The 14,618-nt window shown below is 59.3% G+C and carries 14 protein-coding genes; 8 read left to right on the forward strand and 6 right to left on the reverse strand.

The genetic code is table 11. The annotated features are described in order from the left end of the window. Positions 1-243 precede the first annotated feature (243 nt). Positions 244-1,179 carry a DMT family transporter gene (locus tag O9X91_RS21700; protein WP_077982642.1) on the forward strand — a complete coding sequence of 312 codons (936 nt, stop codon included), beginning with the start codon at positions 244-246 and terminating at the stop codon, positions 1,177-1,179. A gap of 297 nt (positions 1,180-1,476) precedes the next feature. On the opposite strand, the gene O9X91_RS21705 is transcribed toward O9X91_RS21700, so the two are convergent. The 3 genes from O9X91_RS21705 to O9X91_RS21715 form a co-directional block, all read right to left on the reverse strand. Further along, a complete protein-coding gene (locus tag O9X91_RS21705) occupies positions 1,477-1,668 on the reverse strand; it encodes a hypothetical protein (protein WP_003509784.1) in 192 nt (63 codons plus the stop codon). Positions 1,669-1,820: 152 nt separating this feature from the next. Continuing rightward, positions 1,821-2,705, reverse strand: a complete 885-nt coding sequence (locus O9X91_RS21710) for a uracil-DNA glycosylase (RefSeq protein ID WP_269833772.1) — start codon at positions 2,703-2,705, stop codon at positions 1,821-1,823. A 43-nt stretch (positions 2,706-2,748) separates the two neighbouring features. Continuing rightward, a complete protein-coding gene (locus O9X91_RS21715; RefSeq protein ID WP_269833773.1) occupies positions 2,749-4,047 on the reverse strand; it encodes an Hsp70 family protein in 1,299 nt (432 codons plus the stop codon). 474 nt (positions 4,048-4,521) lie between these two features. Between O9X91_RS21715 and O9X91_RS21720 the strand changes: the two genes are divergently transcribed. After that, positions 4,522-5,427 (forward strand): sensor domain-containing diguanylate cyclase, encoded by a 906-nt coding sequence (locus O9X91_RS21720; RefSeq protein ID WP_416172080.1) that lies wholly within the window; start codon positions 4,522-4,524, stop codon positions 5,425-5,427. 23 nt (positions 5,428-5,450) lie between these two features. Here the strand turns inward: O9X91_RS21720 and O9X91_RS21725 are convergent, their stop codons facing one another. Further along, on the reverse strand, positions 5,451-6,239 hold the full coding sequence (locus O9X91_RS21725) for an SDR family oxidoreductase (protein WP_269833775.1): 789 nt from the start codon (positions 6,237-6,239) through the stop codon (positions 5,451-5,453). A gap of 180 nt (positions 6,240-6,419) precedes the next feature. Between O9X91_RS21725 and O9X91_RS21730 the strand changes: the two genes are divergently transcribed. Beyond that, on the forward strand, positions 6,420-7,340 hold the full coding sequence (locus O9X91_RS21730; RefSeq protein ID WP_269834373.1) for a cation diffusion facilitator family transporter: 921 nt from the start codon (positions 6,420-6,422) through the stop codon (positions 7,338-7,340). A 37-nt stretch (positions 7,341-7,377) separates the two neighbouring features. On the opposite strand, the gene O9X91_RS21735 is transcribed toward O9X91_RS21730, so the two are convergent. Next, positions 7,378-8,247 carry a DMT family transporter gene (locus tag O9X91_RS21735; RefSeq protein ID WP_269833777.1) on the reverse strand — a complete coding sequence of 290 codons (870 nt, stop codon included), beginning with the start codon at positions 8,245-8,247 and terminating at the stop codon, positions 7,378-7,380. A gap of 61 nt (positions 8,248-8,308) precedes the next feature. Between O9X91_RS21735 and O9X91_RS21740 the strand changes: the two genes are divergently transcribed. From O9X91_RS21740 to O9X91_RS21750, 3 genes are all read left to right on the forward strand, one after another. Next, complete coding sequence (locus O9X91_RS21740; protein WP_142912469.1) at positions 8,309-8,935, forward strand: TetR/AcrR family transcriptional regulator; 627 nt, start codon at positions 8,309-8,311, stop codon at positions 8,933-8,935. A 353-nt stretch (positions 8,936-9,288) separates the two neighbouring features. Then, a complete protein-coding gene (locus O9X91_RS21745) occupies positions 9,289-10,953 on the forward strand; it encodes an electron transfer flavoprotein-ubiquinone oxidoreductase (protein WP_077982995.1) in 1,665 nt (554 codons plus the stop codon). A gap of 360 nt (positions 10,954-11,313) precedes the next feature. After that, entirely contained in the window at positions 11,314-12,057 is a 744-nt protein-coding gene (locus tag O9X91_RS21750) for a pentapeptide repeat-containing protein (RefSeq protein WP_080791061.1), read from the forward strand. Positions 12,058-12,134: 77 nt separating this feature from the next. On the opposite strand, the gene O9X91_RS21755 is transcribed toward O9X91_RS21750, so the two are convergent. Continuing rightward, the gene (locus O9X91_RS21755; protein ID WP_269833778.1) at positions 12,135-13,151 is read right to left on the reverse strand and encodes a zinc-binding alcohol dehydrogenase family protein; all 1,017 of its coding nucleotides are present in this window, start codon (positions 13,149-13,151) and stop codon (positions 12,135-12,137) included. A gap of 103 nt (positions 13,152-13,254) precedes the next feature. On the opposite strand from O9X91_RS21755, the gene O9X91_RS21760 reads away from it, so the two are divergent. Continuing rightward, on the forward strand, positions 13,255-13,644 hold the full coding sequence (locus O9X91_RS21760; protein WP_077982633.1) for a winged helix-turn-helix transcriptional regulator: 390 nt from the start codon (positions 13,255-13,257) through the stop codon (positions 13,642-13,644). A gap of 120 nt (positions 13,645-13,764) precedes the next feature. Next, on the forward strand, positions 13,765-14,601 hold the full coding sequence (locus O9X91_RS21765; protein ID WP_269825815.1) for an undecaprenyl-diphosphate phosphatase: 837 nt from the start codon (positions 13,765-13,767) through the stop codon (positions 14,599-14,601). The last annotated feature ends 17 nt before the right edge of the window (positions 14,602-14,618 follow it).

Consider the following 14,618-nt stretch of genomic DNA (forward strand, 5'->3'; position numbering starts at 1 on the left):
TGCTGAAATTATATTTTATTTTCTTCAAATTTTAGCGCGTGTCGCTTTTGGTGCGCGGCCATCCCGCCAGCCGGGCAAACGAAGCTTCTCCAGATCAACCGAATTCATGGGTAAATAGCATTTTTTGCTGTAAAGCCCGGGAAGAATGCTCTAGCCTTGGCGCATCCACTTCTCCTGCGTCGTCCTTTCCCGCATGAAAATCTCCAGATGGCGTGTTTGCGCAGCCGATATGAGTAACTGCCAATGAACGCCGAACCGATGAATCCCTTTCGCGGGATTAGCATGAAGCTGATTTCGGTCGGCTTCTTTCTCGTCATGCAGACCTGTATCAAGGCCGCAGGTGATGTGCCGGCCGGCCAGATCACCTTCTTCCGCTCCGCCTTCGCCATTCTGCCCATTGTCGTTTATCTCGCCTGGCTGCACGCACTGGCAAGCGCGCTGCACACCAACAATCTTCTCGGCCATTTCAAACGCGGTTTTCTCGGCATTCTTTCCATGGTCTGCGGCTTTTACGGGCTGACCATGCTGCCGCTGCCGGAGTTCATCGCCATCGGTTATGCCTCCCCCCTGCTTGCCGTCGTTTTCGCCGCCTTCATCCTGCGTGAGAAGGTGCGCATCTATCGCTGGAGTGCTGTCTTCGTTGGCATGATGGGCGTGCTGGTCATTCTGTGGCCGAAGATGACGCTTCTGCGGGAGGGCGGCTTTGCCGCGGGCGAGGGACTGGGCGCCATTGCAGTGCTGTGCGGCGCAGCACTCGGCGGACTGGCGATGATCCAGGTGCGGCAGCTGGTGGAAACGGAAAAGACCCCGACCATCGTCCTCTATTTTTCGCTGACCGCCACGTTGTTATCGCTGATCAGCGTGCCATTGGGCTGGAGCACGCTGACGATGACACAGGCCGTGCTGTTGATCACCAGCGGCATCTGCGGCGGCGTCGCGCAAATCTTCCTGACGGAAAGTTATCGCCACGCGGAAGTCTCCGTCATCGCGCCCTTCGAATACAGCTCCATCGTCTTCGGGATCGCTGTTTCCTACATTCTGTTCGGAGATATTCCCACGCTGACGATGCTTATCGGCACGGCGATCGTGATTCTCGCCGGCATCTTCATCATCTTCCGCGAGCATCAACTGGGTTTGGCGAGACGCGCGGCCCGCAAGGCCTCGACGCCGCAGGGGTGATGTTGCGGCTCCCGTGGTATGCTTGCGTGCCGTTCTCTTGAAGTTGACGACGACGGGTCTCTCTTCTCTCGGCGTCATCCTCGGGCTTGTCCCGAGGATCTGCCAACGTTTTGATTTTGTTGAGGTGCTTAGATCCTCGGGTCAAGCCCGAGGACGACGTCAGAGCATTGGGGAGCTCAAAAACCTCGCAACCCTCTCGCGAAAAAAGCTCCACAAAAGCAAAAGGCGCCTTCCCGAAGAAAGACGCCAGCGCGCAATCATATCTATGGGCCAGTGTTAAACTGGCCTGAGAGCATCTCAGCGCTCGCGGAAATCCGCAAAGACTGCCGAGGGACGCGTCACGCGGACCTGCTGCATGGCAGCGCGTGCGGTCATCTGTTCGTTAGCGGCTGCGCCGAAACGATGGTAACCCTGACTGGAGCGAGGGCCGAGGCCCGCCAGGCGGAGCGTTTCAAAGCCGGAATGGACCGGACGGAAGCGAGTGGTCATTGCCTTGGTTCCTTTAACCGAATTCCTCCCAAGACACGTCCGATATATCGCAGCGCAGCATGGATTCGGCAAGCGGACCAAATGCGCCGCTGTTATGCGTAATGCGCATGGCTTTTTTCATAATTCATTTACATTGACCAGGAATGAGGCAGTCAGCCTTCAGTAATCTTGGCCTGAAAAGCCAATAAATCCTGCCATGCCAGGGACTTGCTGGCCGGCGCGTTCAACAGTTCCTGCGGATGCAGGCTTGCGAGCGCCGGCACAATCAGGTGTCCGGCTGCGACATCACGCCACTGTCCGCGCATCGTATGGATGGTGCCGGTGCCGCCAAAGAAGAAACGAGCGGTGAAGTTGCCGAGAAGCAACAGGTGTTTCGGCTCGGCAAGCGCGATCTGACGCTCGATGAAGGGGCGGCAGATATCCATTTCGGCCTGAGTCGGCGGGCGGTTGCCCGGCGGCCGCCACGGCACGACATTGCCGAGCATGATGGCGCTGCGCTCCAGGCCGATGGCTGCCAGCATGCGCTCGAGCAGCAACCCCGTCTTGCCGGCAAAGGGCGTGCCCTCGCGGTCGTCATCGGCGTCAGGCATGGGGCCGATGACCATGATGGCGGAGGCGGGATCGCCCTCGCTGAAAATCGTGTTGCGCGCGCTGTTCTTGAGGTTGCAGCCGTTGAAACCCTCAAGCGCGGTTTTCAGCTCGCCGAGTGAGCGCGCGCTTTCCGCCGCAAAACGCGCGGCCGCCACGGCCTGTTCGTCCGGCATGGCGACATTCTGCTGGATGGCGGGGGCCACCGGCGTGCTGCGCGTCGCCGCCTGCCGCTGAGGCGCATCGGCACGGCGTTCCGCCGGCCTTTCCATCTGGCGTGATGCCTCGGGCACCTCCCGCGCAGGCGCGGATCGGGCCGGGCGGGCAGCGGCAAATTCGGCGAAACGGTCGACCGGGGTCTCTTCCAGCAGCCAGTCCACGCCCGCATCCGCATGGAAATGCAGTAGGGCGGCGAGTTCGGCCGGGGAGAGGTCGTGAGCGGCGATCATGGGCGGAAATTACCCCATGTTCCCCGCCCGGGGAACCCGCAAATCACACTGTCCAGCGCTGAATATCGTCGCTTTCGCCGATCATGGCGAGACCATGCGCAATCGAGAGCAGCTCGCCGCCGCTTTCGATCCGGTCGGCGTCGAAACGGCGGGTGAAAAGCTCGCGCACGGCCGGCACGAAGGAGGTGCCGCCGGTCAGGAACACCTTGTCGATGGCTTCGGGCGCGACTTTTGTTTTTTCCAGAACCTCGTCGAGCGCTTCTTCTATCTTGGCGAGGTCTTCGGCGATCCAATTGTTGAAATCGCTGCGCTTCACCATCTTGCGCCCGGCCTTGCCCAATGGTGCGAAGTTGAATTCCGCTTCTTCCGCCGAGGAGAGCGCCATCTTGGTGGCGGAAATCGCCTGATAAAGCGGGTAACCCTCGTCATGTTCGACGAGATCGATGAAGAGTTCGAGCTTTTCCGGCTCCAGTGCCGAGCGCACCAGCGATTTGAGGTCTGTGAATTCCTTCGAGGTCTTGAAGATCGACAGCTGGTTCCAGCGACCGAAATTCACGTAATAACCCGAAGGTACGTCCAGCACCTTGTCGAAGCTTTTGAACTTGCTGCCCTTGCCGATCTCAGGCGAGACCAGATTGTCGATCATGCGGAAGTCGAAATGATCGCCCGCGACGCCAACGCCGGAATGGCCGATGGGGGTGGCGGAAAGCTTGCCGGCATGGGTTTCGAAGCGGATTAGCGAATAGTCCGTCGTGCCGCCGCCGAAATCCGCCACCAGCACATTGGCATCCTTCTTCAGGCTCTGGGCGAAATAATAGGCGGCCGCCACGGGCTCGTAGACATAGTGGATTTCCGGGAAACCGGCGCGGGTGAGCGCCTCGTTGTAACGGGCGAGCGCCAGCGCCTCATCCGGATTGCTGCCGGCGAAACGCACCGGCCGGCCGGCGATGACGGTGGAGACGTCTTCCGGCCATTCCTCGCCCGCATAGGTCTTCAGCTTGCGCAGGAACACGTCCATCAAGTCTTCGAAGCTCTGGCGCTTGGCGAAGATCAGCGTGCCCTGAAACAGCGGCGAGGCCGCAAATGTCTTGATCGACTGCAGGAAACGGCAATCGCCGGCATTGTCGATGAATTGCCGGATGGCGGCATGGCCGGCTTCCACATGCAGGGCGGCCGCACCGAGGCCGGCATCCTTCATGAAGGAGAGCGCCGTGCGCATGCTGTCATCCGTGCCCGCGCTGCTGGTGAAGCGCATGGAACGGCTGGCGCCGCCCGTGTCGGAAAGAGCCATGACCGTGTTGGTCGTGCCGAAATCGAGGCCGAGAGCCCGCTTTTGCGTCATCGCCATATCCTTGTTGCCGATAGAAGAACCCACCCGGCCCTTGGGCGGCCCGGCGTGACGATAAGGGATGCCTTTGGCACCCCGATGTCAGAGGAGGGCGGTTGATTGCACAAGGCCGACGGAATGGCAAGCGCCGCCTATTGTTTTTGAGCCATGCGCCTCGTCGCATGAGCTCTCACATGCGGACAGCTACGGCGCATGGTGAACAGGATGTTTATGCCGGAATGAAAGAACGGTGTAGTTTTCGGAAATACTTTTAGGATTTTGCTGTTAGGTAGGGCTGGAGCGTAAAATGTACTTCAGTCGATACGACGTTATTTTGGAATATGAATATTTTATCAAAAAAATTGTCGTACCATTGCCGTCCGTATGGTTCCATCTTGTCGTAGTCTTGGAAATTCGATGTCTCACCAGATCAGCCAACACGCCGTGAATGACGCGCTACCCGGGCATATCGGTCTCATTCAAGGTGATATGGACGTTTTCATCCAACAGCTCATGAGCCTCATGGAAGCATCGCAGCAGGGCTATGCGCTGTTTGACGGGCATGACGAGATGCGTTTTGCCAACAGTGCCTTCCGCACCGCGCTCGGCGTCGGCCCGAATGTGTTTCCGAGCTGGGTGGACCTGATGCGCAGCGGTTACCAGACCGCAACCGGCACGGCCATAGAGACGTCGGATTTCGAATTGTGGCTGCGCTCGGCAAAGACGCGGCGTGGCAAACTGCCTTTTCGGACCATCGAAACCAGCCTCAAGGACGGCCGGTGGATGCTGACGACCGAAACGACGTTGCCGGGCGGTTGGATGCTTTGCGTTATAACCGATGTATCCGAACTCGGCGTCGAATTGCGCGATCTGCGCCAGGAGCGGGACCGGGCGCTGAAATCCGCCTTGAGCGATGAGCTGACCGGCCTCGGCAACCGCCGTTACGCCATGGACACTCTCAACCACCTGCTCGGCCCGAACAAGGCGCAGGCGCTCGCCGTGATCATCATGGATATCGACCATTTCAAGAGCGTCAACGACCGCTTCGGCCATGCCTGTGGCGATCTCGTGCTGAAAGATTTCGCGGCGCGGCTGTCTTCAACTGCCGGCCGTGACGACCTTCTCGGGAGAATCGGTGGCGAAGAGTTTCTGCTGGTGCTCAGCGGCGCGCGCATGCACAGCGCCGAAACGCTGATGCGTCAGCTTCAGGTGTCTCTGGCCGATGCCGCGCCGCTGCCCGACAGGCCCGAATTTCGCTACAGCTGTTCGGCCGGCATTGCCTATGCCAGTCCCGGTGAAAGCGCCAGCGATGTGCTGCGCCACGCCGATACAGCACTTTATGAGGCGAAGAATACCGGACGGAACCGTTACGTCGTTTATGGAACGGCTTCGTAACGCCGCTTGAGGCTGCCGGCCCCTCAGTTCGACTTCGCCGCGCCGCCATCCACCCGCAGCATCGTGCCGGTAATATAGCTTGCCGGTGCCGAGCACAGGAAAGCGCCGGCGGCGGCGAATTCTTCCACCGTGCCGAGACGGCCGGCCGGAATGCTCTTGACCGAAGCCTCGCGGATTTCCTCGATGCTCTTGCCGAGGCGCTTGGCATTGGCGCCATCCAGCTCGTCGATGCGGTCGGTGTGGATGCGGCCGGGCAGCAGCAGGTTGGAGGTGATGCCGAAGGAGGCGACTTCCGAGGACAGAGTCTTGCTCCAGCCGACGAGCGCGCCGCGCAGCGTGTTGGAAAGGGCGAGATTGGGGATCGGTTCGAACACGCCTGACGAGGCGACGGTGAGGATGCGGCCGAACCCCTGTTCTTTCATCTGCGGCAACAGCGCATTGGTCAGCGTGATGACCCGCAGCACCATGGACTGGAAAAAAGTGTCGAGCTTGTCGACCGTCATGTCCTGTGCGAGGCCGGGCGTTGGACCACCGGTATTGTTGACGAGAATATCGATGCCGCCGAGCTTGTCGTTGACGGCCTGAACCATGGCTTCGACGAAATTATCCTCGGCAAGATCGCCCCACACCCAGTCGGCCTTGCCCTTGCCAAGCGCATTGATCGCCTTGCAATTTTCCGCCAGCTTTTCACCGCTTCGGCCAACCAGAAGGACGTTTGCGCCTTCTTTCGCCAGCGCGGTCGCAATGCCCAGCCCAAGGCCGCGAGAGGAGGCGAGAACGAGGGCGCGTTTGCCGGAAATGCCGAAATCCATGGAGTTTGTCCTGTCTTGTGAGTGCCGTATGTGGCGTTTATAGAGCATTTCCAGGAAAAGTGGACCCCGGTTTTCCGTCCGGAAATGCAACAAAACAAAGAGTTAGAGATTTTTCGCCACTCGCAGAAAAGCGAAAACCTCTATAAGGCGGCGTCCGCCTTCGAAGGTCGAATACACGTCATGACAGAACAATCCCTGCTGAAATTCTCCATTGCCGTCACGGTTCTGCTGGCGCTGTTCGGCATTGGCGCGGGCCTGTTTTCCGGCTCTTTCGCGGTTGTTTTCGACGGCGTTTATGCGCTGACCGATGCTTTCATGACGGTGCTGGCGCTGCTTGTCGCGCGGCTGATCGCCGCTTCCGCCGCGCCCAAACCCGGCGGCCGGCTGGTGGAGCGTTTCACCATGGGCTTCTGGCATCTGGAGCCGATGGTGCTCGGGCTTAACGGCACGCTCCTGATGGGGGCGGCGATCTACGCCCTCATCAACGCCGTCGACAGCCTGATGGATGGCGGCAGATCGATCGAGTTCGACTACGCCATCGTCGTCACCTTCGTCAGCTTCGCCGTCTCACTTGCCATGGCATGGTTCGTCAAACGGCAGAACCGCCGGCTGAAATCCGCATTCGTGGCGCTGGATGCCAAAAGCTGGCTGATGAGCGCGCTTCTAAGCATGGCGCTCTTCGTCGCCTTCGCCGTGGGTTACGGGCTCACGGGAACGGCGCAGGCATGGCTTGCACCCTATATCGACCCTGCCGTGCTGGCGCTGGTCTGCCTCGTCATCATCCCCATGCCGCTCGGCAATGTGAAACAGGCGCTGGCTGACATCCTTCTGGTGACCCCGCTGGAATTCAAGCAGCATGTGGACCGGGTGGCGGTCGAGACGGTGGAGAAATTCGGTTTCTCCTCCCACTATTCCTATGTCGCCCGTGTCGGCCGCGGCCGTCAGATCGAACTCTTTTTCATCGTGCCGAAAAACTGGCCGCCCCGGCGTCTGGAGGAGTGGGACGCGATCCGCGACGAGATCGGCGATGCGCTGGGCGGCGAGGGGAGCGACCGCTGGCTGACGATCATGTTCACGACGGATGAAGAGTGGGCGGTTTGAGTGTGGGCGGAGCCGCCAGTTCCGGTAAGATTGTGTTTCATGGTGCTGTCGCGGCTCTGCGACCTCCCGCCAGATACCAGGCGACAGCAGACAGCACGATAGCGCCTCCCGTCAGAACGAGGGGCGACATTTCTTCGTTATAAAAGAGCCAGACCCATACAGGCCCGAGGATGACATCCAGCATGGAAAGCAGTCCGGCCTCCCCGGAGTTCATACGCCGGGACCCTTGGAGCAGAAGTATATAGCCGAGTGCTGTGGTTAGGACGCCGTAGAGGGCGCAGGCGATGATCTGCATCGGAGCTGGAATCGCAAACTGCATCAGCGGCAGCGCGATACACAGACAGGTCAGAGCGCCAAGAGCGGTCATCAGGGTGGCGTCCATGTCAGGGAAGCGCTTTGCGATGACGATTTGCGTGGCGCATCCCGTGGTCATGATGAAGGCGGCAAAGATACCGAGCATGTCCTTCTGTGATACCGCCGCGCCGACCGAAATGAATACGCCGAGGAAAGCCGCACAGCCAGCGATGACGAAACGATGGGTAACCCGATCCCGCAGGCATATAAAAGCGATTCCGGTCACAACAAAAGGTAGTGTCGCATAGATTGTCATGACGTTGGCGACGGTCGTCCATCGCAAGGACGCGATATATGTGATCGCCGCAATTGCAGATACCAAGCATGCAGCAACGCCGGGCAGACCGAATGACATCGACGACCGTTGCCTGACGATCTTGTTTCGAAGCAGAAGAAACGCCCCGAGAGTCAAGAAGGTGAAGGCGGAGCGCCACGCCACCATCGACCATACGTCCATATCCGCCATGCGGACGAACAGCCCCGCTGTACTCCATAAAACTGCGGAAGCTGCCACAAGATATATGCCTGTATAACGGTCGTGTGCTAAACTCATATCGGCATCGCTCCCAGGAGGTAAGTATGTGTAATCAGCAATGTAGACGATCGGTCTAGTTATGAGTGGTCAATCTGCGACGCGCACGCGTCTCATTTCGGAGGGAATGCGCCAGCTGCTCGCTCATGGCTATGAGGGGGTGGGAATCGGTCCGGTTCTGAAGGAAGTGAATGTCCCAAAAGGGTCATTCTATTACTTCTTTGCGAGCAAGGACGACTTCGTGGTGGCGGTTATCGATGCCTATGAGCAGAAATATGCGCGGATCAGGGAAAGACTTTTTTCTGATACCTCTCTGCGCGCTTTGCAGCGCCTATCGGTATATTTTGAAACGCTCGAACTGGAGCTTAAGCAAGACGGGCCATATGCAGGCTGCCTTTACGGGGTCATTGCGCAAACTGCTGCGGGTCGCAGCGCTCTGGTTCGGGACGCGCTTGTCACTTCATTTCGGCGATGGGAGACGAGTATGCGCGAACTGCTCATGCAAGCCCAATATGAAGGCGACATCGCCGGCGATGAGGACATCTCGGATCTATGCGCATGCATCATCGAGGCGTATGAGGGCGCACTCATTCGCGTGAAAGCCACGGGCGATATTGGCGCTCTCACGCGGTTTCGCACCAGGGGGTTGAAAAGGCTGATGGCGCAGATCCAGTGCGATGACCGCTTGTTGTCCGGCAGGGACGCCTGATTGACCGCGCTCAGGGTGGCGCCGAAGTCCAGGGTTAAAGTTCTGCCTTTGAGACCTCTCGTTTCGAGAGGTTAAACCGATCACGCTTGACGGCTGGAAGGGCAATGCTTATCCTTTTTATTACGTGAACGTAAAGGTAATAAATCAATCATCAGGTTGTCTGACAATTGACTGGCTTGCGACATGTTTTGCCGCTATAGAAGCTCGACAAAGGCGTCCTGCTTTGCGAAGACAGGCGTTGGCGGGTGCGGTGTCGCGGATGGCTTTTTGACCGGCGCAGTCGATGCGCCAGGAATGCCGATAAGCGGATATAACAACAGCCGGATGGGACCGGCGATGCGGAGAGGATGGACATGACGGAAGCGATGGAACTGCCGGAACGCGAAGCGATGGAATTCGACGTTGTGATCGTTGGCGCTGGTCCTGCGGGCCTTGCCGCGGCGATCCGGCTGAAGCAGGTAGAGCCGGAGCTTTCGGTCGTCGTTCTCGAAAAGGGTGCCGAAGTCGGCGCGCATATTCTTTCCGGTGCCGTGGTCGATCCGATTGGCATCGACAGGCTGCTGCCGGGCTGGCGCGAAGAGGAGGGGCATCCCTTCAAGACCGAAGTCAAGGATGATCAGTTCCTGTTTCTCGGACCGGCCGGCTCCATCCGCCTGCCGAATTTCATGATGCCGCCTTTGATGAACAATCACGGCAATTACATCGTCTCGCTTGGGCTGGTCTGTCGCTGGTTGGCGGAAAAGGCGGAAGGACTCGGCGTCGAGATCTATCCGGGCTTTGCCGCAACCGAAGTGCTTTATAATGAGCAGGGCGCCGTCATCGGCGTCGCCACCGGCGATATGGGCATCGAGAAGAATGGCGAGCCGGGTCCGAACTTCACCCGCGGCATGGAGCTGCATGGCAAATATGTGCTGATCGGCGAAGGTGTGCGCGGTTCGCTCGCCAAGCAGCTGATTTCCAAATTCGACTTGTCCAGAGATCGCGAGCCGCAGAAATTCGGCATCGGCATCAAGGAACTCTGGCAGGTCAAGCCGGAGAAGCACAAACAGGGCCTCGTGCAGCATTCTTTCGGCTGGCCGCTGGGTTTCAAGACCGGCGGCGGTTCGTTCCTTTATCATCTGGAAGACAACCTCGTTGCCGTCGGCTTCGTGGTGCATCTCAATTACAAGAACCCCTATCTTTATCCTTTCGAGGAATTTCAGCGCTTCAAGACGCATCCGGCCATCCGCGAGACCTTCGAGGGCGGCAAGCGCATCTCCTATGGTGCGCGCGCCATCACCGAGGGCGGCTATCAGTCGGTGCCGAAGCTCACTTTCCCGGGCGGCGCGCTGATCGGCTGTTCCGCCGGTTTCGTCAACGTGCCGCGCATCAAGGGCAGCCATAATGCGGTGCTGTCGGGCATGCTGGCGGCGGAAAAGATCGCCGCGGCCCTTTCCGCCGGCCGCGCCCATGACGAGGTTTCCGAGATCGAGGCCGAATGGCGTGAAGGCGATATCGGCAAGGACCTTAAGCGGGTCAGGAACGTCAAGCCACTCTGGTCGAAATTCGGCACGCTTGTCGGCGTCGGCCTTGGCGGGCTGGACATGTGGACCAACCAGCTGTTCGGTTTCTCCTTCTTCGGCACGCTGAAGCACGGCAAGACGGACGCGCAGAGCCTCGAACCGGCCTCGAAGCACAAGAAGATCGATTATCCAAGGCCTGACGGCGTGCTCACCTTCGACCGCCTGTCCTCGGTGTTCCTCTCCTCCACCAACCATGAGGAAGACCAGCCGGTGCATCTTCAGGTGAAGGACATGGAGCTGCAGAAGCGCTCCGAGCATGACGTCTTTGCCGGTCCCTCGACCCGTTATTGCCCCGCCGGCGTTTATGAATGGGTGGAGAAGGACGGTGAGGAGGTCTACGTCATCAACGCCCAAAACTGCGTTCACTGCAAGACCTGCGATATCAAGGATCCCAACCAGAACATCAACTGGGTGCCGCCGCAGGGCGGCGAGGGGCCGGTCTACGCCAATATGTGATGGCGCAGCTTATACTCTCTCTCGTCATGCTCGGGCTCGTCCCGAGCATCTGCAACGGATTGATTTGAAGAGACGTGGATAGATCCTCGGGACAGGCCCGAGGATGACGTCGAGCGTGTTGGGACCGGTTGCGAGGTCGGGTCCCGTCCGGCATGATCGGCGTCTACGGCCCGCTCCCCCCTCAGTATTTGTGGATTGCCCTTCGATTTCTTACATATAGGATGTTGGGGTGTTGTAGCATCGCGTCGCCCGTGGATTGCGGGCGGTGAATGCGGTAACGCCTTGAATGTGCATATGGTCCTTGGGCTGGCTCAGGAGCTGTTGCGTTTGCGCCGTCGCCCGACGACAGGGAGTGAAAGAATGTCCGGCTTTCAAAGGCTGAATATCGTGCGGAAGACAGGGTTCGGCGCCGGTTTGGCGACGCTTGCGATGATTGCCGTTTCTTTCAGCGGCGGTCCGCTGGTGGCCGCAAGCTGCCGCACCGACGCCATGGCCGGCATCGACTGGCGCGAATGCAACAAGCGTCTGTTGATGCTGGGCGACAGCAATCTCGATTCGGCAATGCTCTACGGCACGGATTTCACCTATACCGACCTGCGCGGTTCGTCGCTCAAGGGCGCCAATCTCGAAAAGGCGAAGCTTATTCGCACGGCCCTCGGCGGTGCGAACCTGCAGGGCGCCAATCTGACCAAGGTGGAAGCCTATCGTAGCGATTTTTCCGCCGCCGACGCCACCAATGCCAAATTCATCAATGCTGAAATGCAGCGAACCAAATTCGAAAAAGCCAAGCTGGACGGCACGGACTTCACCAAGGCCGAACTTGGCCGGGCCGATTTCGAGGGCGCCTCGCTGAACGGCTCGAAATTCTCGCTGACCAACCTGTCACGGGCCCGTTTCGGCGGCGCCAAGCTCGGCGGCCCGGTGGATTTCACCAGCGCCTTCCTGCTGCTGACCCGGATTGAAGGGGTCGATCTTTCCATGGCCACCGGCCTTGATCAGAAGCAGATCGACATTGCCTGCGGTGACGCCAAGACCAAATTGCCGAACGGTCTGACTGCGCCGGCCTCCTGGCCGTGCCCGGAAGAGCCAGACGACGACGATTGACAGGAAAAGCCGCAGGATCTCGATATATCACTATAAGCGGAAGAGAAGCGCCCGCAATGCGGACGCTTCATTGGTCGTCAGAAGCCGGAAAGCACGATCTTGCCCTTGGCCTTGTTGCTCTCGACCAGCGCATGCGCCTTGATGAGATTTGCGGCGTTGATGGTGCCGAAAACCTCGGTCAGCGTCGTCTTGATCTTGCCGGCATCGACAAGCCCGGCCACATGGTTCAGCAGTCTGTGCTGTTCGATCATGTCAGGCGTCTGGAAGACGGCGCGGGCAAACATCATTTCCCAATGGATGGACACGCATTTACGCTTGAAGGCCATGACGTCGAAACCGCCGGCCGGATCGTCGATCAGCGCGAAACGGCCCTGCGGCGCGATGGTCGCCACGCTGTCGGCGGCATGAATGTCGCTATGGGTGGTGGAGAAGACAAAGCCCGGCGCACCTAGCCCGAGCGCCTCCACCTGCGGGGCAATCGGCTTGCTGTGATCGATGACGTGATGCGCGCCGAGTTCCTTCACCCACTCCATGGTTTCCGGCCGCGATGCCGTGGCGATGACGGTGATATCCGTAAGTGCACGTAGAAGCTGGATGGCAATCGAACCGACGCCGCCGGCGCCGCCGATCACCAGAATGGCATTGGCAGCGCCCGGAACCGGCTCCTTCACCCGCAGCCGGTCGAACAGCGTCTCGTAAGCGGTGATCGCTGTCAGCGGCAGGGCAGCGGCCTCTTCGAAATTCAATGATTTCGGCTTTGCGCCGACGATGCGTTCATCGACCAGATGGAACTCGCTGTTGGTGCCGGGTCGGTTGATGACACCGGCGTAGAACACCTCGTCGCCGGGCTTGAACAGCGAGACCTTGTCACCGACGGCTTTCACCACACCCGCCGCATCGAAGCCGAGCACGCGCGGTTCACCGTTTTCCGGCGACTGGTTGCGGCGCACTTTGGTATCGACAGGGTTTACCGAAACGGCCTTCACCTCCACCAGAATATCATGTCCCTTCGCTTCCGGCTGGGGCAGGTCGATATCGACGAGGGCGTCTTTCGCCGTGATGGGCTGGTTCGTCCTGTAACCGATGGCGCGCATGAACAGTCTCCTTTGCTTGTTTGCGTGCCTCTTACTTGATACATATGAACATCGATCGCAAGAATGCACATTTTGTGATGATACATACAAAAAGGATACTGTGATGTCGCGACCGCGCGCCAAGCTCACCGGCAACTTTCCCGGCTGCCCGGTGGAATCGACCTTGAGTTTTCTCGATGGCAAATGGAAAGGCGTGATCCTCTATCACCTCATCAATGAGGGCACCCTGCGCTTCAACGAGCTGCGCCGCCATATTCCCAGCGTCACCCAGCGCATGCTCACCAAACAGCTGCGCGAGCTGGAAGAGGCCGGCCTGATTTCCCGCACCGTTTTTCCGGTGGTGCCGCCGCGTGTGGACTACGCGCTGACGCCGCTTGGCGAGACCATGAGGCCGGTGATCTCGGCCCTGAAAAGCTGGGGCGATGCCCATATCGTCTGCAAGAACGGCGCGAAATATACCCGTCTTCCCGAGATGAAGGAAAAGGCCGCCTGAAAAATCACGGGTAAAAGCGCACCCCGCTGCGCGCCTTTTTTATGGTGCGATGCAACATTTATTTGCCCTGATTGATGCATAATGCTGCGATCTCGATTCGCAGCAGGGACATCAGCACACATGAGCATCGGTTGGTTGGAGGCCGCATTTCTCGGCCTTTTGCAAGGGCTTACGGAATTTCTTCCGATTTCTTCAAGCGCGCATCTACGCATCGCCGGGGAGTTCCTGCCCTCCGGCGCGGATCCGGGAGCCGCCTTCACCGCGATTACACAGATCGGCACGGAAATGGCGGTGCTGGTCTATTTCTGGTCCGATATCATGCGGATCGCTGCCGCCTGGCTCAGGCAAAATCTTCGCCTTGGGCCATATGACAAGGCTGATGCCCGGCTCGGCTGGTTGATTATCGTCGGCTCGGTGCCGATCGTGTTTCTGGGGCTGTTCTTCAAGGACGCGATCGAACATTCGCTGCGCAACCTTTACATCACCGCCGTGATGCTGATCGTCTTCGGCATTGTCCTTGGCCTCGCCGACAGGATCGGCAAAAAGCGCTACAAACTGAACCAGCTGATCTGGCGCGACGGCATTCTCTTCGGTTTCGCGCAGGCCATGGCGCTCATTCCCGGCGTCTCGCGCTCGGGCGGCACCATCAGTGCCGGCCTGCTTTTAGGCTATACCCGCGAGGCGGCGGCCCGCTATTCCTTCCTGCTCGCCGTTCCCGCCGTCTTCGGCTCCGGCTTTTACCAGCTTTTCAAAAGCATCGGCGAGGACAATCCGGTCGGCTGGGGTCCGACGGGGCTGGCGACATTGATCGCCTTCGTGGTCGGTTATGCCGTGATCGTCGTCTTCCTCAAGCTGGTCTCCACCAGGAGCTACATGCCCTTCGTCTGGTACCGCGTGGTCATAGGCTTTGTTCTGCTTGGACTGTTGGCAACGGGCGTCATCAATGCCGGCGGTTGATCAGTGCTGACGCGTGC

Origin of the sequence: Agrobacterium salinitolerans (assembly GCF_027498475.1) — a bacterium.
GTDB classification, from domain to species: domain Bacteria; phylum Pseudomonadota; class Alphaproteobacteria; order Rhizobiales; family Rhizobiaceae; genus Agrobacterium; species Agrobacterium salinitolerans.

Coding starts and splice junctions, on each gene's coding strand:
- O9X91_RS21700 (WP_077982642.1), top strand. CDS start 244: ATGAACGCCGAACCGATGAATCCCTTTCGCGGGATTAGCATGAAGCTG.
- O9X91_RS21725 (WP_269833775.1), bottom strand. CDS start 6,239: ATGGATTTCGGCATTTCCGGCAAACGCGCCCTCGTTCTCGCCTCCTCT.
- O9X91_RS21765 (WP_269825815.1), top strand. CDS start 13,765: ATGAGCATCGGTTGGTTGGAGGCCGCATTTCTCGGCCTTTTGCAAGGG.
- O9X91_RS21735 (WP_269833777.1), bottom strand. CDS start 8,247: ATGAGTTTAGCACACGACCGTTATACAGGCATATATCTTGTGGCAGCT.
- O9X91_RS21705 (WP_003509784.1), bottom strand. CDS start 1,668: ATGACCACTCGCTTCCGTCCGGTCCATTCCGGCTTTGAAACGCTCCGC.
- O9X91_RS21740 (WP_142912469.1), top strand. CDS start 8,309: ATGAGTGGTCAATCTGCGACGCGCACGCGTCTCATTTCGGAGGGAATG.
- O9X91_RS21750 (WP_080791061.1), top strand. CDS start 11,314: ATGTCCGGCTTTCAAAGGCTGAATATCGTGCGGAAGACAGGGTTCGGC.
- O9X91_RS21760 (WP_077982633.1), top strand. CDS start 13,255: ATGTCGCGACCGCGCGCCAAGCTCACCGGCAACTTTCCCGGCTGCCCG.
- O9X91_RS21720 (WP_416172080.1), top strand. CDS start 4,522: ATGGACGTTTTCATCCAACAGCTCATGAGCCTCATGGAAGCATCGCAG.
- O9X91_RS21710 (WP_269833772.1), bottom strand. CDS start 2,705: ATGATCGCCGCTCACGACCTCTCCCCGGCCGAACTCGCCGCCCTACTG.
- O9X91_RS21715 (WP_269833773.1), bottom strand. CDS start 4,047: ATGACGCAAAAGCGGGCTCTCGGCCTCGATTTCGGCACGACCAACACG.
- O9X91_RS21745 (WP_077982995.1), top strand. CDS start 9,289: ATGACGGAAGCGATGGAACTGCCGGAACGCGAAGCGATGGAATTCGAC.
- O9X91_RS21755 (WP_269833778.1), bottom strand. CDS start 13,151: ATGCGCGCCATCGGTTACAGGACGAACCAGCCCATCACGGCGAAAGAC.
- O9X91_RS21730 (WP_269834373.1), top strand. CDS start 6,420: ATGACAGAACAATCCCTGCTGAAATTCTCCATTGCCGTCACGGTTCTG.